This window comes from Nonomuraea sp. NPDC047529 (assembly GCF_040642995.1).
Classification (GTDB): Bacteria; Actinomycetota; Actinomycetes; order Streptosporangiales; family Streptosporangiaceae; genus Nonomuraea.
Genome location: NZ_JBEYTJ010000017.1, coordinates 69555 through 95395, shown reverse-complemented (window position 1 = coordinate 95395; position 25841 = coordinate 69555). Strand labels below are relative to the sequence as shown.

Below are 25841 nucleotides of genomic sequence, written 5' to 3'. Positions count from 1 at the left end.
GAGCCCCCTCACGCACGTAGGTACGGGTTCCGAAACGACTCACCGATCTAGGAGAGACCTGTGAGGCTCACCAAGAAGGCCGCCGGCTTCGTCGCCGCCGCGGCCGCGCTGTTCACCGTGGTCGTCCCGGCCGCCGCGGCAGAGGCCAGCCCACGTTCCACGTGCTACGGCGGCCGCGTCTGCCTGTACGCCGGTTTCGACTACAACCGCGGCCAGAGCGACCACTGGCGCGACTTCACGGCCGACGATTCCGATCTGGCCGACAACAACTGGCTGAACTGGGACTTCAGCAACACCTGGCACAGCATGGACAACGAGACCAGCTCCGTCAGGAACCGCATCGGCTGCAGCGCCACCCTGTGGCAGCACGCCGACTACACCGGTGCCCACAGCACCTTCACCCACAACTCCAACGACGGTTACCTGTCGAACAACGCGATCGGCAACAACCGCACCAGCTCGATCGACATCTGGTGCCGCTGAGAAATAACGGGAGTGCCGGTTTCCGGGCTTGGCCGCCGGAAACCGGCTGTCGCGGCCTCCTCGCGGGCGCGCTGCTGCTGTCCGTCGCGGCCTGCGCCACCGCCGAGCCCGTACGCGAGCGGCCTCCGGCGGGCGTGACCTCGGTGTCGCAGCTCGTGTTGCCGTTCGACGCCTACAAGCCGACTCCCGAGCAACGGGCCGTCCTGGGCAATGCCCACAACCACCTGGTCGCGCAGTGCATGAGCCGCCGCGGCCTCACCGTCACCCCACCCGCCGAGGACGCCGCCGAGCTGGCGGTGGTCGATCCCGGCAACTCCCGCCGCTACGGCGTCGTGGACACCGCGGCCGCCCAGCGGTACGGCTACCACCTGGCCAGGCCACCGTCCCCGGACACCACGGCCTCCTGGGTCAACAAGCTGCCCAAGCGCACCCGCCACCGCCTGTACGGCACCGCGGCCGACCGCGGCTGCCTCGACCGGGCCTCCGCGGCGCTGGAGAGCGGCACCCGCAAGGCGGACTGGCCGTGGCTGGGCCTGCAGGACTCGCTCGCCCTGGAACAGGCCGCCAAGTACGGCGGCGTGACCGCGGCGAACAGGCGCTGGCAGTCGTGCATGACCCAGGCCGGACATCCCTACCCGGCGCCCGAGGCGGCCATCGCCGACTCCCGCTGGAACCTGGACAAGCCCGACGTGAGCGAGGAGGAGAAGCAGACGGCCGTGGCCGACACGACCTGCAAGTGGTCGTCGGGCCTGGTCGCCGCCTGGTTCAACGCCGACGCCGAGGTGCAGCGCGCGGTCATCCGGGACAACAAGGAACGCTTCGACGCGCTGGCCGCGAACCTGCGACAGCGGCTGGAGCGGGCCTCACGCCTGCTGTCCGAGGACGAAGGCCGCCAGGTCGGCTGACTGGGCGAGCCTGCTGGGCTCGTGCGCGTACATCATGTGGCCGGCCTCGTAGTACTTGAACTCCACGTTGGCGGCCAGCTCGGCGGGCACGGGCAGGTGGGCGAAGGCGTGCTCGGCCGCGTAGTAGGGCGTGGCGCCGTCGTGGTACCCGCAGGCCACGTGCACGCGCAGGTGCGGGTTGGTCCGCATGGCGGCGCCGAGCCGGTCGATCACGTTGACGTGCACGCCCTCGAACTCCTTGTACGACCACGGGTGCACCCGCGAGCTGAGGATCTCGTAGGGCAGGTCGTTGGCGTACTCCAGCTCGGTCCGCAGGTAGTGGTTGAGCGCGGCGCTGTAGGGGCCGGTGATGGCGTTCATGCTCGGGTCGGAGACGAAGTGCTCGCGCCCGCCGTCGGGGTCCCAGCCGGTGAAGCGGCCGTCGAGCCTGCCGACGGTCAGCCGGCGCTCGCGCAGCAGCTCGGTGAAGAAGCGGATGTGCTCGATGCGCAGGTCCACGCGGTCGACGTAGTCCTCGGAGAGGCCGGACAGCGCGGCGACCCTGGAGACGGCGGCGGCGCGCTCGTCGGCGGTGAGGCGGCTGCCGCGGGCCAGGGCCCACGGGTAGTCGCGGGCGGCGTACTCCTCGGCCTCGCGCAGCACGTCGGCCAGCGGGCGATCGCCGTGCAGGCCGTGATAGTGCGCAATAGCGGCATAAGTCGGTAGATAGAGGGCGTAGGCCGTGTCGTTGCCCTCGTTGAACTCCACGGTCGCGTAGTCGAGCACCGAGGAGATCAGCATCACGCCGTTGAGGTACATGCCGTACCGCGACTGGAGGTGGTCGGCCAGGCCGGCCGCCCTGACCGTGCCGTACGACTCGCCGGCCAGGAACTTCGGCGACATCCACCGCGCGTTCCTGGTCGTCCAGAGCCGGATCACCTCGCCGACCGACTCCAGGTCGCCGCTGAACCCGTGGTACGGGCCGGCCTTCTCGCCCTCGGCCGCCCGCGAGTAGCCGGTGGACATCGGGTCGATGACGACCAGGTCGCTCACCTTGAGCAGGGTCTCGTCGTTGTCGGCCAGCGCGTACGGGGGAGGCAGGAGCGCGCCCGCGTCCCCCATCACGACCCGGCGCGGGCCGAGGATGCCGAGGTGCAGCCACACGCTCGAGGACCCGGGCCCGCCGTTGAAGGCGAACGTGACCGGTCTGGTCAGCGGGTCGGCGTCGTCGAGCGTGTAGGAGGTGAGGAACACCTCGGCCTTCGGGCGGTGGCCGTCGAACGTCCCGTCCGTGAACACCTCCTCGCGCACCACCATGGTTCCGGTGGTGGCGGTGTACCCCTGGCCGGTCGGCAGGGTGTGCCGGGTGGTGACGAGGTTGTCAGCGGGCGTCTTTGTCTGTACTTCGTCGGACATAGCGGCCAATTATGGGGCAACGTCCACGGAGATCGCGGGGTCGGCGAAACGTTCGTTCGGGACGGTGGCGTACCAGCCCGGCCGGCCCGGGTCGCGGTCGTAGGGGTAGCCGCCGGTCTCCCGGTAGAACTCGGCGTAGCGGGCCACACGATCGGGGTCGAGGCGCACTCCGAGCCCCGGGCCGGAGGGCACGGCGATGGCGCCGTCCGCGTACGGCAGCTTGCCGCCCTCGATCACGTCGTCGCGCAGCTGGTGGTAGTGGGCGTCGGCGGCGTAGGTGAGGTTCGGCAGCACCGCGCCGAGGTGCAGCATGGTCGCGAGCTGGATCCCCAGCTCACCCGAGGAGTGCACGGCCACCCCGACCTGGAACGTGTCGCACACCCCCGCCGCCTTCACGCACGGCCGCACCCCGCCCCAGAACGTCGTGTCCAGCAGCACCACGTCGGCGGCCCTGCGCAGCACGTTGGAGGCGAGCTGCTCGAAGTTGACGACCACCGTGTTGGTGGCGAGGGGCACCCTGACCTGCTCCCGAACGGCCCTGAGCCCTTCCAGCCCCCAGACGGGGTCCTCCAGGTAGTCGTTGTTCAGCCCCTCGATGGCCCGGCCGAAGCGCAGCCCCTCGGCCACCGACAGCACGGCGTTGGGGTCGTACCTGAGCCGGTCGGCGGGGAACGCCTCGGCCAGCGCCCGGTAGCACTCCAGCTCGTGGTCCGGCGGGAACACGCCGCCCTTGAGCTTGTGCACGGTGAACCCGTGCGCCTCCTTGAGGTGGGCGGCGTGCTCGACGAGCTGGCCGGGGGTGCGGATCTCCGGGTGGCCTTCGGCGGCGTACCGGAAGAACAGGTAGGAGGCGAACGGGACGGCGTCCCGCAGCCGCCCGCCCAGCAGGTCGTGGGCGGGCACGCCGAGGTGCTGCCCGACGAGGTCGAGGCAAGCGAACTCGACGGCGGCCAGGAGCTGGGTGCGGTTGTTGTAGAGCGAGGCGGTCGGGTTGGCGATCTTGAAGCGGAGCGCCTCCAGCTCGAAGGGGTTGTGCCCCTTCAGGTACGGGACGAGCGCGCGGAAGGCCGACTCGGCGCTCTCGCCGCCGCCGCCCATCTCCCCCAGGCCGACCAGCCCGTTGTCGGCCTCGACCTCGACGATCGTGCGGACGAACCGCCCCCAGTGGGCGCCGTTGCTGTGCCGCAGCGGCGCCTCCAGCGGGACGGCGACCGTCGTGGCCCGGATGTCAACGATCTTCACGCGCGCTTCCCTCCGACGACGGCGACCCCGCAGGCGGGCAGCCGGACCTCGACCGCGTCCCGTCCCGGCATCGTGACCGTCGCCGTCACCGGCTCGGCGGCCAGCGACTGCAGCCGGACCACTTGCTCCCCGTCCAGCCGGCCGATCGAGGTGATCAGCACGTCGGGGTGGTCCACCGAGGCGTAGGTCTCGGTGGCGGCGGGTTCGCCGGTGATCAGCGCGCCGACGAACGGCTCGGTCAGCCCCGAGGCCGCCGCCGCGCCCAGCCTGCTGCCCTTGACGCCGGCCGCCGACGTGACGGCGTACCGGAAGGTGGTCTCGCCCTGCTGCTGGGCCGGGAAATTGGTGTCCCAGATGTTGTTGAGCGCCCAGGAGTAGACCGTGCCGTCCTCCTGGTCGAGCGTGGGCGGGAACGGCGCGTACGGCATGTGGATGGTGCCGAGCTGCACCAGCGGCGCTTCCAGGGTGGCCCAGGCGACGGTCAGCTCGGGGTCCTCGAAGGCGATCCAGTGCCTGATCGGCAGCATGTACTCGGCCGACCCCGGGACGCGCGGCACGTCGGGGCCGCCGACGCCGCCGGTCAGCTCCCAGGCGGTGGCCGGGCCCGTGGCGAACGGGAAGGCCAGGAAGACCGCCTCCTTGGCCGGGGTGCCCTGCTTGGCGAGCTGGTAGGTCAGGTCGAGCCTCGGGACGCCCCGGTGCAGCTCGATCGTGGTGCGCAGCCAGTCGACGCCCTTGCCCTGGAGCTCGACGACCAGCCTCTCGCCGACCGCCGTGCGCTGGGCCTTGACGATCGTGGCGTGGCGGGCGACGGCCCGGTCGCCGAGGAGCGTCCTGTCGTGCGCCCCGACGTGTCCCGACAGGTGGTTGAAGTGCGGGGCGGTGGCGTAGCGGTCGTAGACGTACTGGCCGAAACCGGCGGCGGCGTCACCGTTGACCAGCTCGCGGCCGGCGGACTTGTCGAAGATCGAGCTGATGTGGCCCTCACGGACGTCGTAGGCGACCCGGTAGAACTCGTTCTCGATGACGCCGTCCAGGTCCGGCTCGACCGGCTCGGGGGCCTGGCTCCGGCCCCGCACGACGTCGAGCCGCGCGTAGCCGAAGCCGGGTACGTCGGCCACGACCGCGTGGACGTGCCGGCCGATCGGGCGGGTCGGCCAGTCGTCGGGATCGACGTACTCCTCGTGGTGCGGCACGGTCTGCCCGGTCCGGGAGTCGACCAGCGCGATCGGCACGTCCACGGCCACCACGTCACGCGGCAGGAACGCGCGGACCACGTCGGTCCGCGCCCGGGTGCCGGGGTTGAAGACGGCGAAGGCTGCCAGGGCCGCGCCTTCCGCGTCCGCGTCAGGCAGGGCGGCGCCTTCCGCGTCCGGGGTCGAGAGGGCGGCGGCGAAGCGGCGGGTGGCGGCGTGCAGCAGGTCGGAGGCGTCGTCCTGGGCCTGGTAGGCACCCGACGACTTGCGGGTCCACTGCAGGCCGCCGGAGTCGCCGGCCTCCTCGGCGTCCTCCCACGGGTTGGCCGCGCCCCAGGTGTGCTCGTTGAACAGGGCGACCTTGTCGTACGCCTCGTCGATCTGGTCCGTGGCGTCCGCGCCGGCGATCGTGTGCAGGGTCTCGGCGACACGCAGGGCCGACTGCGCGCGGCGGACGTAGCCGAGCGGGCGGGCGCCCGAGCCGAGCCCGTCGGCCCACCAGTCGGTCCAGTCGCCCTCGTGCACGGCCAGGCGGTCGTGGTAGCGCTCCTCGACGTGCTCGAAGAAGTCGCTGTTGACCGCCGAGCGCAGGCGCGGCCAGGCCCACGTCTCGTTCCACTTGCGGGCGATCGAGGCGGGCACGATCGACGGCCCGGCGTTGTCGGCGTGCGCGCCCTGGACCCGCAGGTGCAGCACGTCCAGCTCGTACGGCTCGCGCGGCGCGTCCGGCCCCTGCCAGCCGAACGTGCCGGGCCCGTACGGGTAGCCCCGCGTGGCCAGCGCCGACAGGTAGCGCGGCAGCAGGTCGTCGGCCAGCTCGTAGGAGTCGGTCAGCCCGACCGTGTTGCCCTCCATGTACGCCATCCCGTGCGGCGTGTCGGTGAACCACACGAGCAGCTCGTTCCCGCTGGGCGCCCGCCACCGGAACGGCCTGGTCAGCTTGTCGCCCCCGTGCAGGTACGGCACCGACCGCCCGGCCCAGTTGTGCGCGGCGGCCAGGTAGCGCACGCCGGAGGCGTTGAGCGCGTCCACCAGGCCGACGACCGCGCCCGGCACGTCGGTGTGCATGGCCGACCTGGTGGCGAAGCCGTACCGGTCCTGGAGCTGCGCGGTGAAGCGGAGCTGGCGGTAGAGCTCCTCGGTCGAGCACGCCTCGGTGTGGAGCTGGAACGGCAGCGCGGTCACCTCGATCACGCCCGCCCTGGCCAGCGCGGCGAACGACTCGACCTGCCCGGCGGGCCGGGCGTCGAGCCATTTGAGCGCGGGCATCGACGACTCGACCGTCCAGCGGAACTTGGCGTCGTCCGGCCAGGAGGCGGTCTCCTCGGCCAGCCGCACGGCCGCGTCGAGGTAGTCGAGGTGGTGGCGGAGCACCGTGCCCTGCGGGTCGGTGTAGCCGATGTCCAGGTGCGAGTGGTGCACGACGAACACGCTCCACTTGCGCTGCGGGGTGACCGTGACCTGCGCGCTGCCGACCACGCCGGCGTCGTCGCGGCACTCCAGGGTGAGCGTGCGCGGCGCGTCCACCTCGGGCACCAGCAGCGTCACGTCCGTGCCCGAGGCGCTGTCGACGCCCACCAGCACGTGGGTCAGGGGTTGCGTGCTCGACACCCTGACCGCCTGGCGGCCGTCGTGCGTGAACAGCGGCAGCACCGCGACCCGCACCTCCAGCCCGCGCACACTGATCACCGGGGTCGAGGTGTCGTTGCGCAGCGCCTGCCTGATCCCGTCGTAGTCGGGGCTACCCAGGCTCCGCTGCAGCAACCGGCTCGTCATCTAAACACTCCCTAGGGACAGGCCCCGTGCGAAGAGGCGCTGGGTTGCCAGGAACAACACGACCGTCGGCAGCGAGACCACCAGGCCCGCCGCCAGGCCGACGGGGACCGGCGTGCCGGCGTAGACGTCGGTCATCAGTCCGGCCAGCGCGGTCATGACCGGCCGGACGCTCTCGGTCTGCGTCAACGTCAGGCCGAAGATGAGGTCGTTCCAGATGAAGGTGAACTCCAGGATGAACACCGCCGTCAGCGCGCTGAGCGAGATCGGCAGGTAGATGCGCCAGAAGACGCGCCACGTGGACGCGCCGTCCATGCGGGCCGCCTCGAAGATCGAGAACGCGACGCCCGTGTAGAAGTTGCGCAGCACGAACGCGGCCAGCGGCACGTTGACGGCGGTGTAGATGAGGATCATGCCGAGCCTGCTGTCGTACAGGCCGGCGTCGCTGTAGCCGACGAACAGCGGCACGAGCAGCATCTGCGACGGGAAGATCGTGCCGCCGAAGATCAGCAGGAACCACCAGAACCCGTGGCGCAGCCGCAGCACCACGATCGTGTAGCCGGCCAGCGCCCCGATCACCACGCCGAGCAGCGGCGAGACGACCGCGTAGAGGGCGGTGCTGCCCAGGCTGGCGGTCAGGTCGGCGCTGTCCAGGGCGCGGCCGAAGTTGTCCAGCAGCGCGAAGTCGCCGGACGGCACCCACGCGCTGCCCGGATCATACGAGGCCGCCGGCCTGGACGCGTTGACGAGGAGCAGGTAGGTCGGCCCGAGCCAGATCAGCCCGAGCACGATGAGCACGATCCGCCGGATCATCGCACCTGCCTCCTCAGGTAGAGGTAGGAGGCCAGCCCGGTGACCACGGTGAGCATCACCGCGACGGCCGAGCCGTAGCCGTAGTCACTGGCCACGAACGTGTCGCGGTACATGGTCACCGCCAGCGTCTCGGAGTTGCGTCCCGGGCCGCCCTGCGTCAGCACCCACACGATGTCGAACGTCTTCAGGCTCGCCACCAGCGCCAGCCCGACCACGACCGCCGTCAGCGGGCGCATCAGCGGCCAGATCACGTGCCGGAACAGCCGCCAGCCGGAGGCGCCGTCCAGGCGGGCGGCCTCGATCGGCTCCTTGGGGATGGACTGGAGGCCGACGACGAACAGCAGCGTGTTCACGCCGAGCTGCTGCCAGGTCCACACCAGCAGCATGGCCAGCGTGTTGTGCGGGGCGACCTGGAGGAACGCGGTGTCCACGCCGAGCAGCCGGTTGGCGATGCCGTCATGGGACAGCACCGGGCTCCACACCATGGCCAGGCCCGCGCCGCTCAGCGCGTACGGCAGCATGAACGGCACCCGGTACCAGGCGCCGCCCTTGAGGTCGTAGGACAGCACCGCGACCAGCAGGCCGAGCCCGACCGGGAGCACCATCGTGCCGGCCACCCAGATGAGGGTGTTGCGGGTCGAGGTGAGCAGCGCGGGGTCGTCCAGCAGCTTGACGAAGTTGCGCAGGCCGATCCACGCCGGGGACTCCAGGCCGTCGTACCGGGTGAGGCTCAGGTAGGCCGTCCACAGGAAGGGCGCGTAGAGCAGCCCCGCGACCAGCACGGCCGCGGGCGCCACGTAGCCGTGCCTGAACCGGCCGAGCATCGGCGCCCGCGCGCTCATGGCCTCGCTCCGCGCGACGGCGTTCCCCCGCTCACTGGTGGGTGCTCCAGTACTCGTCGGCGGCCTTCTGGATGGTCTCCAGCACTTCCTTGTACGTCCCGGGCTCGGTGACGAACTTGCCGAAGCCGTCGAGCGCGGCGGTCAGCACCGGGGGCGGCGTGGCCTCGAAGTAGCGGTTGACCAGGCGGTACTTGCCGCCGCCCGCGTCCTTGGTGACCGTGCCGAGCGCCTCGTCGGCGATCTCGACCTTCGGGTTGGCGCTCACGTCGCCCCTGGTGGAGGCCCACTTCTTCTGGGCGTCGGCGGTGGTCCACCACTTGAGGTACTTCAGGTTGGAGTCGGGGTCGTCCCCCTTGGCGAGCGAGCACAGCGGCCCGCTCTCGAAGATCATCGAGGTCTTCGGCAGCGCGGGGTTGACGTTGGGGATGACGAAGAATCCGTAGTCGGTGCCGGACTTCAGGTCGCGCTGCGTCATGCTGGTGTTGAACCAGGTGCCGAAGGAGACCATCGCCGCCTTGCCGTTCTTCAGGACGTCCCCGGGGTCGGTCTTGTCACCCGGGTTCATGAAATATCCGGCGTCGATGAGCGACTTCCACTTCTCCATCACCTGGACCACACCCGGGTCGGTGTACTTGGCCTGGCCCGTGGACAGGCGGTCGTACAGGTCGGGGTCGGAGCCGGCCATGAGCTGCTCGAACCAGACGAAGGAGAACAGCACGCTGGTGTGGTAGAAGGCCTTGACGCCGTTCTTCTTCAGGGTCTCGGCGCCCTGCACCAGCTCGTCCCAGGTCTGCGGGGGCTTCAGGCCGTACTTGTCGAAGATCTTCTTGTTGTAGAACATGCCCCAGTAGGCGACGTTCATCGGCACGCAGTACTGCTTGCCGCCGATCGTGTAATAGGGCGCGAGGTCCTGCGACAGGTCTCCCGCCTTGATCGCCTCCTGCCAGACGGCCGTGGTGTCGGCCACCTGCTTCTGCTTGACGATCTCCTCCAGCATCCCCCCGGTCTGCCAGGTGAACAGGTCGGGCTTCACGTTCGTGCGGAAGGACGCCTTGATGAAGGCCTGGTACTGGGCGGAGTCGGTGTACCCCGTCGGCTTCATGCCCAGGCCGATCTGCTGCTTGGACAGGGCGCCCATCTCGTCGAAGTATTTCGTCCAGGCGCCCTTGTCGTTGTAGAGCGACAGTTCGGTCTTCTTCTTCGGCACCTCGGCGCTGTTTCCGCCGCAGGCGGTCAGGACCAGCGCCGCCACGCCCAGCGTGGCCACACGTGACCGGAACATGGCCGGCCTCCTTGCTCTTTCGGGGGGACTTGCTCTATCTAGAGGGCAACCTCTGCTCGACGACGGTCCGCACGTCGACCAGATGGGCCCGCATGCGCGCCTGCGCCTCGGCGGCGTCGCGCGCTTCGATGGCCTCCAGGATGGCCAGGTGCTCCTCGTAGTCACGGCGCCGGTCGTCGAAGATCTGCAGGATCTCCCGCTGCTCCGCCCCGTGGACGGTGAGCAGCGAGTCGACCACCTCGTGCAGGACGCTGTTGCCCGCCATCCGCGCGGTCGCCCGGTGGAAGGACATGTTGGCCTCGTGCAGCTCGGCGTCCTCGCCGCGCAGGTGCCGGCCCGCCTGGTCGAGCACCTGCTTGAGCGCGGCCAGCTCCGCGCCCTCGGCCTGCTCGGCGGCCATGGCGGCCAGCGGCGGCTCGATCACGATCCGCGCGCCGAGCAGTTCGAGGAGCTGGGCGAGGTGCATGTCGCGCATGTTGGGGTTGGGCAGCACGAGCCGCTCGATGTCGGCGCCGACGTAGATGCCCGAGCCGTGCCGCAGCTCGATGGCCCCGGTGGCCTCCAGCCTGCGCAGCGCTTCGCGCAACGTCGGGGTGGTGACGGCGAAACGCTGGGAGAGCTCCCTGGTGGAGGGCAGCCTGTCGCCCGGCCGGTGCCCCCCACTACGGATGAGCTCCAGCATGCGCTCGGTCAGAGCGTCGGAAAGCGTCGGCCGCGCAACCTCGGACATATCAAGTGATCTAATCACTTAATCCGACGCGCGTCTATGCTGACCGGCGATTTCCCCGGCTCAGCGGTTGAGCAGGTCCTTCATCAGGTCGATCTGCGCCTTGCGGGACGCCTGGACCTGCGCCGCCCACTCCTTGACCGCCGGATCAGCCCCGGAGGCCACCTCGGTGTCCGCCATCTTGATCGCGGCGCCCTGGTGCGCGATCAGCAGGGTCATCAGGTCGTGCTCGAAGGACTTCGACTTCTTCAGCGCCCTGATCTGCTTGCGGTCGGTCTCCGGCATGCCGCCGTGGTGGTCGTGGGCGCCGGTGGCGGCCGTGAGCGGCTGCTCCCAGGCGTACAGCCAGCGCAGCATCATCTCGACCTCGTCCTGCTGCGTGCTGGCCACGGCGGCCACCAGGATGCGGAGCTGGTCGGTGGTGGCCCGTTCGCTGCCCAGCTTGGCGATCTCGATGCCCTGGCGGTGGTGCTGGACCATCATCTGCACGAACATCACGTCCTGGGCGTTCACCGGAGGAGCCTGGGCCCCGGCAGCCCCGCAGGCGGTGGCCAGCAGGAGGCCCAGGGCCGCCAGGACGAGCTTCAGGGCGCCGGATCGGGGGGTAGCGGCCACTCTGCGCGCCTTCCATTAAAAAGGAAACCTTCCTAAGAGTTAGACGATTTCCCCGGAGCGCGCAAGGGCCCCTGTCAAGGACGCGGGACGCCCGGCGCGGACGTCCCGCCTCCCCTCCTCAACGCTCACCCCGGACGGTCACCGGACGCCGGCGCGGTAGGTCAGGACCAGGCCGACGCCGCCGAGGGTCGTCCGGTCGCCCTCCACGGCGAGCGGCCACCCCGGCCCGCCCACCAGCAGGCCGGGGGTGGGCAGCAGCTTGCCGTCGTCGAGCGCCAGCCGCCGGTCGCCGTTGATCAGCAGCCGCGCGGACGTCCCCGGCGGGTACGCCGCGTAGACGCCGGTGATCTGCCGCCCGATCATGCCCGGGAACATGCCGGCCGTGAACGGCAGCGTCAGGACGTCCTCGGAGCCCTCCGTGAACGCCGCCCACCGCTCGGGGAACTCGGTGGCGACGTCCACGAACCGGGCCGCCGGGTACGGCTTGAGCATGCCCTTCACCGCGTTGGCGAACAGCTCGCCCCCTTGCTCGGCGGCGTACTTGACGGTGATCGTCACGTCCCGCAGGGCGGGCGCGCCGCCGGCCGGGAGCTCCAGCCGCCACCGGGACACCGCGCCCGTGCCCTCGAAGGGCAGGTAGCGGTCGTCGTCGAAGCGCAGCTCGAACAGGCCGTTGTTGTCCTTGTACTCCTCCAGGTCCGACAGCGCGATCTGCTGCCCGGCCCGCCAGTTGGCCCGCAGTGTGCCGGGCATCGGCCCCTTCGGGTCGATCAGGTACTTGACGGCCTTGGGGTCGGGGCTGAGCACGATCTTGCTGTCGAGCTGCGTGAGCGTGGCGTTGAGCCCGATCGGCGCCTGCGCCCCCTCGAAGGTGACCGACAACGTCCTGATGCGCCGCCGGTAGTGCCCCGGGAAGTCGCGGTCGAACAGCGGCTCGGTGAGCGCGAACTCGCACCGCCCGGTCGTGCGCAGGTTCAGCGCGGCCAGCGGGTCGAGGGCCAGCAGCGACACCTTCTTGGTGATCTCCAGGCCGCGTGCGTCGCTCTCCAGGTACGCCTGGCCGAGCCGTTCCAGGTCGACCGACAGGCTCTCGCCCGCCAGCAGCCCGTTGCGCCGGCTCTCCCAGTACGCCGGCCGGATGTGGTCGGCCTCGCCCTCCGGCACGCCGCGTTCGTACTGGAAGGCCCGCTGCGCGGCACGTGCCATCTCGTAGGCCAGGTTGTACGTCTGGAAGTACATCCCGGACAACCGCCCCGACATCCACTGGTAGAGCTGCGCGTTGGCGAACTTGTTCGTCATGAACGCGCCGACCGCCTCGGTGTCGGCGATCTCCTGCCTGAGCACCTCCAGCTCCCGCTGGGCCACCTTGACCTGGAGCTCGGCGCCGGCCACCTGGTGGTCGAGCTGCGCCACGTCGGCCCGCGCGACCGCGAGCTGGAAGGCCCAGTCCTGGGCCATGCGCTCCTGCTCGGCCCGGACGCCGAACAGCTCGCCGAGCACGCTGAGCCCCTCCGCCGTGGTCGTCGCGACGTCGGCGCCGGTGTTCAGCGCGTCGGCGACCTGGATGCCGCCCTCCTCGGTGCCGATGATGAACGGGCCGATCAGGACCTGCGGCAGGGCGGCGGCGACCGCCGCGCCGACCTTGAGCCCCGCCCCCACGAAGTGCGCGACCGCGGCCCTGGTCATGACGTCGATCTGGGCCTCCTGGAGCGGGGACATGCCGCCGGCGATCAGGCCCTCGTAGTAGCGCGCCCGCTCCTCGGCGCTCTTCCGGCCCACCTGGAGTTCGAGAAGGCCCTCGGTGGCGATCTGGACCTGCGCCTCCTTGATCGCGCGGGTGAGCCCGAGGATCGTGCCCTCCTGCCTGTTCTGCAGCAGCGCCAGCTCCTCGGCGTCGCGCCGCTCCAGCACGTTGAGCAGGTCGCCGGCGAACTGCCGCAGCTTGTCCACCAGCTCCTGCGCCCTGCGGAAGGTGAAGGAGAACCGGTAGTGCGGCACCGGCACGGCGGCGGCCAGGGCGAGCTGGTCGGGCGAAGCCCCGCCGGCCACGCCCCTGACCAGCGCCATCACGTCGGCGGGCGGCTCGAACAACGGCACGGGACGGCTGATCCCCATGATGTCGAGCGAGGCCCTGATCTTGCGCAGCCGGTCCTCGACCCGGGTCCAGTAGTCCAGGAACACGCTGTTGCCCGGGACGTGGAAGTAGGGGTTGCCGATGCCGCCGTGCACCTCGCCCGGCCCCTTCAGCAGCGCCCCGCCCGCCGTCAGCTCGGCGAGGACGCCGTTCCCGGCCGGCAGGGGCGGCTCGGCGGCGGTCAGCTCCTCGTAGCTGCGCGCCGGCGTGACCGCCCGCGGCCCGAGGTCCTCCGGCCGCGGGCCGAGCAGGTCGTGGGCGGAGATGTAGAGCATCCTGGCCTCGTCCAGGCTCTCGCCGGTGTACTGGCGGAAGAGCATGTCGCCCCAGTCGAGCAGGTTGTCGACGTAGGCCATCACGACCGCGCGCCGGTGGGCCGCCGGGCGCAGGTCCGCGATGGCGTGCGGGTCGAACGGGTCGTCCATGTACGTCCGGATCATCGTGTCCCAGTCGCCCGCCAGGTCGTACTGGCGGCGCAGCCGGCCGATCATGGCGACCTTCTCGCCGAGGCCGTCCAGCGCGCGGCGGGCCCGTGCCGGGACGCCGGTGGCGGCCAGCGCGCGCTCGACCTCCCGCAGCCCGTCCGAGGCGAGTCCGGTCAGGTAGCCCTCCTCGTCCGCGGACAGGTCGTGCGCCTGGTACGCCGGGGCCAGCGCCTCCAGCGCGCGCAGGATCGGGTTCAGCGCCCCGGCCACCTTGTCGGCCTCCGCGCCGATCTCCCGCAGGTCCTCGCGGCAGCCGGTGACCAGCGCCTTCACATCCGCCGAAAGGAACGGCAGGAAGCGCCAGTACCGCGGCTGGGTGGGGTCGAAGACGTACTCGTACCAGGTGCGGGCCTCGTCGAAGCGCTGGGCGCCGTTGAGCGCCTGGGCGATGAGCACGGTGGCGTGGAAGAAGACCTCCCAGTAGTAGATGCCGTTGCCGCTCTGGAAGTCCAGGTGCGAGCTGGTCGGGTAGCCCTGCGCGACCACCTGCGGGCCGACCTTGATCGTGGTCGGCCCGGAGACGGTCTCGCTGAAGGCGGGCAGCTCGTCGATCTCCTGGGTGCGCGGCGCGAGCAGCTCGGCCACCCCGCCGGTCAGCAGCGCCTTGTTCAGCCGGTACGCCGTGCTCGACGTGAGCCGGACGATCTCGTGCGGCAGCGAGGCGACCTCGTAGGGGCGCTCGGGGGCGTACCTGACGTACTCGGCGCCGAGGAACAGGAAGAGGTCCCGGCTGTCCAGGACGCCGGTCAGCCGGGCCTGCCAGCCGTCGGGCAGCCCGCCCCAGTTGCCGGCGACCGGGGAGAAGACCAGGTCGTCGCCCAGCTCCCGCCCGGACTCAAGGACGGCGTAGTCGGTGCCGGACAGGACGTACCGGCGGCCGGCGCGGGTGAAGACGGCCCGGACCGCCTGGTCCATGGGCTTGGGGTAGCCGCGGTCGGCCACGTCGGGGATCGTGCCGCCGTTCAGCGTGTAGCGGACGTACTCCAGGCCCCTGGCCAGGTACAACCGGCCGCCCACCACGTAGGCCGCGTCCACGCCCTGCCGGGTGACCAGCGTCCCGACCTTGCCCAGGTCCCTGGTCGGGTACGGGCCACTCTGCGTGTACTCCTTGCGGTCCTTGGAGGTGATGGAGACGTACGTCCTGGCCGCGTTGTCGAAGAACCAGGCGCCCTCGCCGAACACGAAGGCGGCCCCGACCCGGCCGGACTGCGGCAGGCCGTCGGTGTTCTTGGCCAGCGGGCGCGGATACCCCTTGTCCAGGCCGCCGTCCGGGGAGAAGCGGAAGTACTGGTCGCCGGAGAAGACGAACGCCTTGTCGCGCAGCAGGATCGTGTCCACCCTGGCCCCGCCGGGCGGCGTCCAGGGCAGCTTGCGCGGCGTGTCCAGCGAGGACGAGTCGACGTAGCCGAGGTCGCGGGAGAAGAAGTACTCCTTGCCGTCGGGCAGCGTCCCGGCCGCGTCCACCTTCGGCCAGCTGGGCAGGCGCTCGTCGTTGGTGGCGAGCTGCTTCGGGTAGCCCTCGTCCGGCAGGCCGAACGGCGGGCCCGAGTAGCGGTAGTAGACGGGCCCGGCGAACAGGTACGTCTGCTCGCCGCGCACCAGGGCCGCGTCCACGACGCCCGACTCGTACAGCTGGGTGGACACGTGGCCCCAGCGGCCGGCGACCGGCAGCCTGCTCAGCCGGGTGGCGTCCGGGCGGTCGGGGCCGACCTCGACGTAGAAGCGGTTGGCGTTGTTGAAGAAGTAGCGGGTGCCGTCGGGCAGCTCGAACGCGGCGTCGATCGGGTTCCAGCCGGTGGGCAGCCTGTCGGTGTTCGCACTGAGCGGCTGAGGTCTGACGTCGCCGCCGGGCGGGCTGACCGGACGGCACAGGAAGCTGCCGCCCTTGTGGTCCACGCTCAGCCAGGCGCCGCTTTCGAGCTCTTCGTGCGCCGGCATCGTGAGCCGCACGACCTTGGACTCCTGGACCGGCTCGTCGAAGATCCGGTCCAGCCGGGACGCCCGCAGCGGCTCGGGCACGCCCTCCACGCGGACGGCGTACAGCTCGGGGGTGAGCGCGAAGGAGGAGTGGGTCTCCTTGCCGTCCACCTTGTAGAAGCAGGTGATCACGATCGAGTCGTGCGCGTCGGCGCTCTCGCCGGGCACTGTGGTGGGCACTGTGGCGGACGCCTGGACGTAGAGGCGCACGTCCGTGATCGGCGCGTCCCGCCGCTCCTCGACCGGGAGCACCTGGGCGGCCACCCACTCGTGGTTGAGGTTGCGGAAGGAGTAGGAGATCCGCACCCGATGCGCCGGCGGCGGCGCGGTGACCTCCTGCGTCTCGCCCGTCCGCTTGGCGGTGATCTTGGTCCCGGACGGGTCCTCCGGCGTGACCGTCTCGACGACCGGCCAGAACACGAACACCCGGCCGAACGCGTGCACCGGGTACACCCGCTCGGACTCGATCTGCACGTCCGCCTTGAGCCACGGCTCCCAGGTGGCCGACAGCTTCGCGCCGTCCCTGAACTCGGCCTCTCGGCAGTAGTAGCGCCGCGGCTCGGTCCTGGTCCTGCCGAACAGGACCAGCCGCCGGACGCCCGCGTCCGCGCCGTCCTCGGCGTAGACGTAGCCGCCCGCGACGGCCAGCCTGGAGACCTCGGTGTACTCGTCGAGGTAGCGCTTGTAGGCGCGCTCGACCTTGTCCCGGGTGATCTCGCCCTGGAGCAGGTCGTCCTCCAGGGCCTCGAAGGCGGGGGTCTTCGCGGTGCGCAGCTCGGGGCGCAGGTAGTTCTCGGGGTAGAGGAAGACCTTCCTGTTGGCCTCCCAGACGCGGTAGTTCCGCATCCAGGCCCACCAGGTCTTCAGCCGTTGCCGGAGCCCGTCCGGGTCGTCGCCGTCGCGCGGGGTGACCTGTTCCAGGCCGAGCAGGTAGCGGTGCAGGTAGAGCTGGGCCGCCGCGATGGCCTCGCGCACGCGGGAGGTGCGGCCCTGGCCGCCCGTCTCCACGTCGATCAGGAAACGGTCGTAGAGGTCCTGCGGGGTTCCGGCCCCGGCCGCGACCGTGACCAGGGCGTCGCGTTTGAGCACGTTGAGCTCGTCGTGGATCGCCGCCGACAGCGCCGTCCACTCCTCCGGGCCGTGCAGGTGCTCGACGAGGCCGTACAGGGCCGTGGCGGCCGCGTCCAGGTCGCCGCCGAACGCGTTGCGCCAGACGTCGGCGTACAGCGTGGACGGCGCGCCGCCCAGCCGGTCGGTGACCGCGAACAGGTCGACCAGCCTGAGCAGGAACTCGACCTCGAAGCGCTCCTCCTCGGGGGTGACGGGCGTGAGCAGCGCCGCGTTGCGCCTGGCCCACCTGATCTCGTCGGGGTCCCAGCCGAACAGCTCGGCCAGGCGGCGGTACGGGTCCTCCACCGAGGCCGGGCCGTCCAGCAGGAACGCGGCCAGGCCGTCGGGCCGCGACCGGACGAGGTCCACGAACCTGGTGATCGTGTGCACGTCGCTCAGCCGGTACTCGGCCGTGTCCGACCAGCGGTGGGCGAAGCGCTGCGGGAAGGTGCGGTCCACGGCGTCGTACCCGGCGGAGTAGCGCGCGTACTCCGGGCCCTGGCACAGGTAGGTGCGGCCCTCGAAGACGAAGGCGCCGTCGGGGCCGGTCTCGAAGCGGGCCGGCAGGTCGCCCCAGTCGTCCTTGACCGTACGGGGGTAGCCCTCCTCGACGTGTTCCAGCTCGCCGGGACGGTAGCGGACGTACTGGCCGGACCTGAAGGCGTACAGCTCGCCGGTGGGGGCGGCGAAGGCGGCGTCCACGACCTTGCCCTCGGCGAAGGCGTTGCGCACCTTGCCCCACTGCTCGGTGATCGGCCGGGGGGCGGCCGTGCCGTCGGCGCGCAGGTACTCCGCGCCCTTGAACAGGTACGTCGTGCCGTCCGGCGTGCGGAAGGCCGCGTCGAGGCCGTCGGCGAACGCGTCGGGCAGGGGCCTGCGGATGCCCAGCTCGTCGGCCAGCGTGCCGTCGATCGTGCGGGGGTAGCCGTCGTCGGCGAACTCGTACTCGGTGCCGGTGTAACGCAGGTACTGGTCGCCGCAGAACAGGTACGTGTACGGGCCCTTGACCAGGGTCGCGTCCACCTTCTCCCGTTCGGCGACGGTGTTCCTGACCAGGCCGAGCGCCGCCAGCTCCACGACCCCGGCCGCCGCCCGGGAGACGACGTGGCAGATGCCGCCGGCCAGGACGTGCACCGTCCGGTCGTTGCCCACGACGGCGTCGATCATCCGCGTCCCCACCCGGTCCTGCATGGCGTCGTCGAACGACTCCGGCAGGTTGGCGAACGCCTCCTCGTGCCGCAGGTTGCCGATGATCTTCTTGGGGTAGCCGGGATCGACGTAGCGGTACTCCGGGCCGCTGTAACGCACGTAGTGGTCGCCCGAGAACAGGAACGTCGTCTCGCCCCGGTGCACGTAGGCGGCGTCCACCCGGGCGGTGGCGTCGTCGGCGACGAACGGGTTGGGCGACCTGCCCCACCGCTCGCGGACGGCTTCCAGCGGCCCGAAGGCCCGGTCGGCGTACCTGGCGTACCGCTCGGCGAAGAAGAAGTACGTGGAGCCGTCCGGCGCGGTGAAGGCCGTGCGCAGGGCGTCGCCCGGCTCCAGGCCGTGGCCGAACCCGCGCCAGACGCGCTCGGCGGGCCGCGGGTAGGACCATTCACGGGTCCTCTCGTCGAACTGCACGAACCGCTCGCCGAACAGCAGGAGCATGGTGTCGCCCTCGAACAGCACCGCGTCCGGCACGGGACGGCCGGGCACGCGGTAGGGCTCGGGGACGTCCCAGAAGCTCTCGTCGGCGGTCGCCGGGTAGCCGTCGTCGGGCCGGGTGTAGTCGGCGCCCGAGTAGACGACGTACCGCAGGGCGCCGTCGGCGTCCGGGCGTTCGAACAGGTAGGTCCTGCCTGCCCGCACGTAGGCGAGCGTGACGTTCTCCAGGCCGCCCCAGTGGGCGGCGATCGGGCGCGGCTCGCCGTCGATGGCGAGGTTCACGTCGGTGTAGGCGACGAACTGGTCGCCGCTGAACAGGTACGTCTTCCCGTCCCGGCCAACGAAGGCCGCATCCACCGTGTTGTCCTGATAAATCGTGTTACGTGGTCGTCCCCACTCCTCCGCGAGCGGGTACTCCCTGTTCAGCCGGGTGTTGTAGCAGGACGCCCCCTTGAACAGGTACGCGTGCCCGTCCGGGCCGCTCAGCACCGCGTCGAGCCCCGTCCTGAACTCCTCCGGCACCGTCCGCAGCAGTCGCGGCCTGGCCCGCACCGGGGCGGCCCGCGGCCCCTCCAGCGCCGGACGCCTGCTCCAGCCGTTCGCGTCCTGCGTGAGCACCGTGCCGTCCTCGACGAAGGCGCAGGTCACGCCGCCGATCGCCAGGTCGTCGTAGCGGCGGTACAGGGTGTCGGAGACGACATGGCAGCTCGTGCCGCGGAACAGGTACACGTTGCGGCGGTCGGCGAAGGCCGCGTCCACGCCGTCCAGCGTGACGTCGAGGCCGGCCAGCCGCGGCTCCCGCGACAGGGCCGACAGGGCCCGCGGGTAACCGTCCTGGACGTGGGTGAGGTCGTCGCCCGCGTAGCGGACGTACTGGTCGCCGGAGAACAGATAGGTGTAGCGGCTGGTCACCTCGGCGCCGTCCACGCGCTCGGTCGCGTCCATGACCAGGGCGGCGTCCACGCGTCCCGTCCTGGCGATCCGGCTGACCACGTTGCCCCAGAACGTCTGGACGTTCGCCGGGTAACGGTCGTCGATCTCGGTGTAGTCGCCGGTCGAGTAGCGGACGTACCGGCCGCCGGAGAACACGTACGTCCTGCCGTCCTTGCCGACGAAGGCCGCGTCCACCCTGCCGAACGGAAGGCTGTCCCAGTGCTCGGCCAGCGTGCGCGGCTCCGACCACCAGCGGTGCCTGCTGTCGAACACGACGAACCGGTCACCGGAGAACAGGTACGTCCGCCCGTCCGGCCCGGTGAACACCGCGTCGATCACCGCGAAGCGCGGGTCGGCCGCCAGCGTGGCGGGCAGGTTCCACCAGTTGTCGGACACCGGCCTGGGGTAGCCGGCGTCGGGCACGGTGTAGTCCCTGGTGGAGTAGCGGACGTAGAAGTCGCCGCCGTCCGCGTGCGCCTCGATGTGCAGCGGATCGCTCCTGAGGGTCACCTCGACGCCCTGCTCGGTGCTCACGTGCCACTCCGGGGCGGCGCCGCGCGCCCGCGCGTCCTCGGCGAAGGACAGGCCGTGCTCCAGGAACCGGCGGCGCAGCGCGGGCGACAGCCGCCCGGCGTCCAGCTCGGGCACCTGGGCCAGGGGCAGGTCGAACAGCCGCCCGCCGACGCCGAACAGGTACGTCCCGCCGTCCATGACGAAGGAGGCGTTCACCCGGCGCAGGCCGCCCCAGTCGCCGGCGATGCGGCGCGGGTAGCCGAGGTCCACGACCGAGTAGTCCGCGCCGGAGTACCTGATGTACCGCTCGCCGCTGAACAGGTAGGTCCGGCCGTCGAGCCCGGTCAGCCCCGAGTCCACCACGCCGCCGGGCAGCGCGTCGGCGACCTTGCCCCAGCGCTCGGCCGTCGGTTCCGGCACGCCCACGCCGGAGTCGCCGGCGGCGATCGTCCGGCCGTCCTTGAACAGGTGGACGAGCCCGCCGGAGTCGGTGAAGGCCGCCTCGATCCCCGTCTCGAACTCGCCGGGCAGGCCGGGGAAGCGGGACTCGATGCGCCTCGGGTAGCCGTCGTCCACCCGTACGCCGTCGTTCTCCAGGCTGTCGGAGTAGGCGACCACCTGGTTGCCGCGCAGCAGGTGGACCAGGCCGTCGCCGCCGACGAACGCGCTGTCCAGGCGCTCGGCGCCGTCGAAAGCGTTGCGTACGCGCCCCCAGCGGGCGGAGACGGGCTGCTCGCCACGCTCGGTGTCGAGGTGACGGCCGCCGGTGAACAGGTGCGTGCGGCCGTCCACGTCCTGGAAGGCCGCGTCCAGCGAGGCCCGGAAGTCCGCGGGCAGCGGGGTGTCGTGGCCCTCCGCCGACCACCACTCCGCGAGGCCGCGCGGGTAGCCCTCGTCCACGGCCGAGTAGTCCGAGCCCGAGTAGCGGACGTACTGGTCGCCGCAGAACAAATAGGTCCGGCCGTCCTCGTCCACGAAGGCGCTGTCGATCCGCCTCGGGGCGTCGAAGTTGTTCCTGACCTTGCCCCACACCTGGTCGCGCGGGGCCCAGCGGATGCTGCCGGGCTCCTTGACGTACAGGTGGGAGGCGCCGTCGAGGCCGCGGCCGATGATCCACTCGGCGCCGCCGGGATGCGCGAAGGCGGCGTCCACGCCGGTCAGCTCCGCGAACCTGGGCGCCAGCTCGATCAGCGGCTTCGGCCGCGGGTCGGCCAGTTCGTACGTGGTCCCCGAGTACACCCAGTAGCCGCCGGGCGCGAACAGGTAGATGTTCCCGTCGCCGCTCCTGAGCACGGCGTCGATGGTCTCGACGTTCGGCGGCAGCGCCAGCGGCTCGGGGTACTTTCCGGTCAGGTCCTGGTCCTGGAAGGCGACGGCGACCTCGGTGGGGTCCATGCCGAGCTTCCCGGCCAGCGCCGCGAAGCGCCGGACGCGCCGGTAGACGGCCCGCAGGTGCGGGTCGGCGGGCACGGCGGTGACCTCGCCACTCTCGTCCCCGGCCGCGAGGACCGGCGGGACCAGCACCTCCAGCGCCTCGGGCAGGCTGCCGGCCACCCCGGCGCAGATCGCTGCGACCGTCGCCTCCGGCACGCCGAACCCGTCGGCGAGCACCGAGGTCAGCGCCGTCTCCTGCGCCCGCGCCCCGCGCTCCAGCGCGGCGGTGATCTCCGTGACCGCCTCCGCGGTCCGCACCGCCACCGGGTGCAGCAGGAAGAAGACGTCCTTGGCGAAGTCCTCCAGGCCCGGCAGCGTGAACTCCAGCGCGTTCCCGACGTTGCGGAAGCGGTCCAGGGCCTCGCGGCGCACCGCGTGCGCGCCGTCGAGGTGCCCGGCCGCGACCAGCATCGCGGCCACCCGCCCCTGCTCCTCCTCGTCGAACCCGAGCTCCCCGAGCGCCTCCATGTCCAGCCTGTACGGCTTCTCGTCCCGTACGCACTCCTCGATCCGGGCCGCCACGACGGCCGTCTCCGCCGCCGTGAACCCGTCGCCCAGCGTCAGGCCGTCCAGGTCGGCGGCCACCCGGCCGTCGCGGAGGTAGGCGCCGTCGAGCGCGTCCAGCACCCGCTGCGCGACGGCCTCGTCCGCGACGTCGGCGAAGTCGTCGGCGGTGAAGGTGTACAGCTCCTCCTCCAGCGCCGCGAGCTGCTGCCTGATCGCGTCCAGGACGAACCGCCGGTGCGGGTAGAACTCCGGCGCGAGCGCGAAGTCGTCGATCCTGAGCCCGGCCAGCGCCACTTTGTCCAGGTAGTTCCCGTCCGCGTCCAGGTAGCCGTTGAAGCGCAGGCTCTCGGCCAGCCGGACGGCGTTCAGCCGGCGCCCGGCGAAGATCTCGGGGTCGAGCGCCAGCGGCTCCCGGCCGAACTGCTCGATCCGGGCGCGCAGCTCATCGAGCACGGCCGGGGCGACGTCGGTCAGGCCGGCGTTCAGCAGGAGGCGGCCGACGTTCTCCTCGTCGGCGAAGAAGCCGGGCGAGGACACCGCGCCGTCGGCGTCGATGTAGCCGTGGTGGATCAGGTTGTCGTACAGCTCGGCCTGCTGCTCCTCCGTCAGGCCGCCGAGCGTGGCCAGGTCCGACGGGTAGAACGACGAGGTGCCGTTCGACACGCTGTTGATCAGCTTGAACAGCGGCTCCCTGAAGGACTCGAAGTCCCGCTCCAGCCGCAGCCCGTGGTCGCTCACCGGCATGTCCTCGGTGACCAGCCGTCCGTCGGCGCGCAGCCGTCCGCAGAAGACGAGCTGGGCGTAGATCTTCCCGGCTGTCCGCTCGCCGAGCCCGAGCCCGGTGAAGTCGTCGGCGACGATCACCCCCAGCCCGGTCACCGCGTCGTACGCGGCCGCCTCGGCCTCGGCCGGGTCGAGCCGGAGCAGCCGGTCGTCCCTGGCCGAGACGACCCCGCGCCCATGGCCGCCCAGGATGTCGTGGACGGCCTGCGCCGCCCGCTCCCCGAACCGGTCGCCGGCGAACAGGGCGGGCGCGCGGGTGACCGTCCCGAACCGCTGGTTGAGGCTCTCCAGGACGCCGACCTGGTCCGCGTCGTCGCGCGCCGCCGACCGGCCGCCCAGGATCTCGACCAGCTCGCGGCTGCCGAACCCGGCGGCCTGCGTCCAGCGGGCCAGGGCCTGCAACGTCTGCGCCAGCCACAGGCAGGAGCCCGGATCCGCACCCTCCAGGATGCGGTGGCAGTCGCCGGTGCCCGGCTCGACCGTGCCCAGCACGGAGAACGTGGAGTGGCGCAGCACCGACGGGTCGCTCTCCAGGACCTCCATCAGGTCGAACAGCTCGCCGGCCGAGATCCCGAGCGTCGAGACGAACCGCCCGGCCCGCTGGAGCAGCACGATCGCGGGCAGCCCGATCTCGCCCCGGTCGAACGGGCTCGGCTCCAGCGCGTCGTAACGTTCCCGGTAGCGCCGTACGACCTCGGCCAGGTCGCTCTCCGTCGTGCCGATGGAACGTGCCAGCCTGCGCCGGTACTCCTTGTTGTGCGGGGCCATGATGTCGCCCGAGACGCGCGGCAGGTCCTCCAGCCCGGCCGGGCGGATCGGCACGACGAGCCCGCACACGTCGTCGACGGCGAGGTCGTGGCCGCGCGCCAGGTGGACCACCACCGCGAGGGTCCGCAGCGCGGCCGCGTCCAGGACGCCGCCGCAGCAGGAGGTGAGCACGCGGTCGAGGTCGGTGGTGCTCAGGCCGGTCCTGCGGGCCAGCCGGACGAGCCTGCTCACCCGGTCGAACCAGTACGGCGGGACCGGCCCCGGCCTGCCGTCCACGACGGTGCCCAGCTTGGCGCCGTCCTCGGACATCGTCACCGGTGAGCCGCCGAGGTTGACGAAGAACTTCGCCGGCGGCCGGTCCGGGTCCTCCGCCTGCACGAGCAGTTCCCGCAGCTCCAGCGCGGTCAGCCCGGTGGCCTCGCGGAAGCGCCCGACGTTCTCCAGCACGTTCAGCCGGTCCTGGTCCGGCAGCCCGTAGAGGCGTTTGACCTGCGTCTCGCTCGTCGCGGCCGTCGTCGCGTTGGTGACGTCCTCCGGGGACAGGCCGAGATACAGCCGGGCCACCGTGCCGGGGTCGGCGTCCGGGGCGAAGAGGCGGTAGAGCTCGTCCGGGCCCAGCCGCAACCGGCCCAGGTGGTTCCTGAACCGCTCCTCCCGCAGCGAGAACGGCATCGAGAACGGGAAGGCCAGCCCGCGCATCACCTCGTACGGGTCCTGCCCGACGAGCTTCTCCAGCACCTCCACGACGATGTCGAGGTAGGGCGACTCCGTGAACGTGTTCTCGGCGTCGAGCAGGATCTTCCGCAGATCCGGCCGGCGCTCCCGGTCGAGCAGGGACGGCTGCCGGAAGACGTTCTCGATGAGCCCCAGCAGGTCCACGAGGTAGGCGCCCGGCGAGAACACCGTACGGGCCTCGTCCTCTTGCCGGTGGTCGAGTTCGACGTCGAACAGCTGCTCGTAGTTCGGTATGGATTCGCCCCTGGCCACGTGTCCTCCTCTGAGGAGCTCCTGTGTTCCCGCCGGTCCTCGGACTCAGAGGCACGCGACCCTCCAGGAATACGCCTGCCGGGCGGCAGGTCCACCTCCGTGTCCGGAACCGGACAGTCGATCACCTGCCACCCGGGCTTGGGGGTCGTCCTCGGGGGGCTAGTCGGCCGCTCCCCCGCCGAAGACCTCCTCGACCAGCCGCTGCACGGCCGTCTGGAACGCCGCCGCCTGGGACATCGCGGCATCGTCCACGTAGGTCACCGAGGCGGTCAGGGTCGTGCCGCCGTCGGGCGTGCTGTACATCAGCGCCGCCGAGCCCGCGATGCCGCCGTTGTGGGTGATGACGGTGCCGCCTCCGGTCCCCGTGTCCTGGACGAACAGCCCCAGGCCGTAGCCGACCTTGGGGTGGACGTCACGCATCTCGGCCAGCAGGTGGGACGGCAGCAGCCTGCCGCCCAGCAGGCCGGAGATGAAGGCGTGCAGGTCCTTGGTGGTCGAGATCATGTCGCCGCCGGTGGAGATCCAGGAGGGGTTCTGACGGGTGACGTCGACCGTCTTCTCCTGGCCATCCTCCTCGTACCGGTAGTAGGCGTGGGCGTGCGGCCCGGCGATCTCCGTGTCGGTGCCCGGCACGACGGTGTCCTTCAGCCCGAGCGGCTCCAGGACGCGCCGCCGCATCTCCTCGGCGAACGGCCGGCCGGTGACCTTCTCGATCAGCAGCCTGACCAGCACGTAGTTGGTGTTGGAGTAGCTCCAGTCCGTCCCCGGCTCGAAGCGGGCGGGCTTGGACAGCGCGAGCCGTACCAGTTCCTCCGGCTGGTAGGTCCTGAAGCGGTCGTCCACCCACTCCTTGCCCGACCAGACGATGCCCGGCACGACGGTCCCGTCCTCGTAGTACTCGCCGGTGAAGTTGAACACGCCGCTGGTGTGCTGGAGCAGCATCCGCACGGTGATCCGGCGGTCCAGGCCGTACTCGGGCAGGTGGTCGTCCACGAGGTCGTCCAGCGCGATCGTGCCGTCGGCCACGAGGCTCAGGGCGAGGGCGGCGGTGAAGGTCTTGGTGACGCTGCCGACCCGGAACCGGCCATTCGTGGGCGGCTCGGCGAGATCGCCCAGCTCGCGCACCCCCGCGCTGCCGACCCACTCACCCCGCTCGTCGTTCACGCGCAACTGCATCCCGACAAAGCCGGAGTCCACGATCTCCTGGATGATCTTCTGCAGCTCCGGGCGCTCGGCCTGGCTGTTCACGGAAACGCCGTCGTTCGTCATGATTTATACGCCTTTCAGAGC

The 25841-nt window shown here is 71.2% G+C and carries 12 protein-coding genes; 2 read left to right on the top strand and 10 right to left on the bottom strand.

Annotation, left to right across the window (positions count from 1 at the left end):
* Positions 1 to 60: 60 nt before the first annotated feature.
* Together ABZ815_RS26010 and ABZ815_RS26005 are read left to right on the top strand one after the other, a co-directional pair.
* Entirely contained in the window at positions 61 to 483 is a 423-nt protein-coding gene (locus ABZ815_RS26010) for a peptidase inhibitor family I36 protein (protein ID WP_357702191.1), read from the top strand.
* Positions 474 to 1388: a hypothetical protein gene (locus tag ABZ815_RS26005; protein ID WP_357702189.1), complete on the top strand. Its 915-nt coding sequence runs from the start codon at positions 474 to 476 to the stop codon at positions 1386 to 1388. The genes ABZ815_RS26010 and ABZ815_RS26005 overlap by 10 nt, the downstream gene beginning before the upstream one ends.
* On the opposite strand, the gene ABZ815_RS26000 is transcribed toward ABZ815_RS26005, so the two are convergent.
* The 10 genes from ABZ815_RS26000 to ABZ815_RS25955 all read right to left on the bottom strand — a co-directional run bounded on the left by ABZ815_RS26000 (position 1347) and on the right by ABZ815_RS25955 (position 25820).
* Positions 1347 to 2783, bottom strand: a complete 1437-nt coding sequence (locus ABZ815_RS26000) for a peptidase S10 (RefSeq protein WP_357702187.1) — start codon at positions 2781 to 2783, stop codon at positions 1347 to 1349. The two genes, ABZ815_RS26005 and ABZ815_RS26000, sit on opposite strands and share 42 nt — an antisense overlap.
* 9 nt (positions 2784 to 2792) lie before the next feature.
* A complete protein-coding gene (locus ABZ815_RS25995; RefSeq protein ID WP_357702185.1) occupies positions 2793 to 4025 on the bottom strand; it encodes an enolase C-terminal domain-like protein in 1233 nt (410 codons plus the stop codon).
* A complete protein-coding gene (locus ABZ815_RS25990; RefSeq protein ID WP_357702183.1) occupies positions 4022 to 6997 on the bottom strand; it encodes a glycoside hydrolase family 38 C-terminal domain-containing protein in 2976 nt (991 codons plus the stop codon). The genes ABZ815_RS25995 and ABZ815_RS25990 overlap by 4 nt, the downstream gene beginning before the upstream one ends.
* Positions 6998 to 7807 carry a carbohydrate ABC transporter permease gene (locus ABZ815_RS25985; protein ID WP_357702181.1) on the bottom strand — a complete coding sequence of 270 codons (810 nt, stop codon included), beginning with the start codon at positions 7805 to 7807 and terminating at the stop codon, positions 6998 to 7000.
* The gene (locus ABZ815_RS25980) at positions 7804 to 8649 is read right to left on the bottom strand and encodes a sugar ABC transporter permease (RefSeq protein ID WP_357702179.1); all 846 of its coding nucleotides are present in this window, start codon (positions 8647 to 8649) and stop codon (positions 7804 to 7806) included. The genes ABZ815_RS25985 and ABZ815_RS25980 overlap by 4 nt, the downstream gene beginning before the upstream one ends.
* 31 nt (positions 8650 to 8680) lie before the next feature.
* Entirely contained in the window at positions 8681 to 9931 is a 1251-nt protein-coding gene (locus tag ABZ815_RS25975) for an extracellular solute-binding protein (RefSeq protein ID WP_357702177.1), read from the bottom strand.
* 34 nt (positions 9932 to 9965) lie between these two features.
* Positions 9966 to 10661 (bottom strand): FadR/GntR family transcriptional regulator, encoded by a 696-nt coding sequence (locus ABZ815_RS25970; protein WP_357702175.1) that lies wholly within the window; start codon positions 10659 to 10661, stop codon positions 9966 to 9968.
* 60 nt (positions 10662 to 10721) lie between these two features.
* Complete coding sequence (locus tag ABZ815_RS25965; RefSeq protein WP_357702173.1) at positions 10722 to 11273, bottom strand: DUF305 domain-containing protein; 552 nt, start codon at positions 11271 to 11273, stop codon at positions 10722 to 10724.
* 138 nt (positions 11274 to 11411) lie between these two features.
* Complete coding sequence (locus tag ABZ815_RS25960) at positions 11412 to 24551, bottom strand: hemopexin repeat-containing protein (RefSeq protein WP_357702171.1); 13140 nt, start codon at positions 24549 to 24551, stop codon at positions 11412 to 11414.
* Positions 24552 to 24710: 159 nt separating this feature from the next.
* Positions 24711 to 25820 (bottom strand): serine hydrolase domain-containing protein, encoded by a 1110-nt coding sequence (locus ABZ815_RS25955; protein WP_357702169.1) that lies wholly within the window; start codon positions 25818 to 25820, stop codon positions 24711 to 24713.
* Positions 25821 to 25841 lie beyond the last annotated feature (21 nt).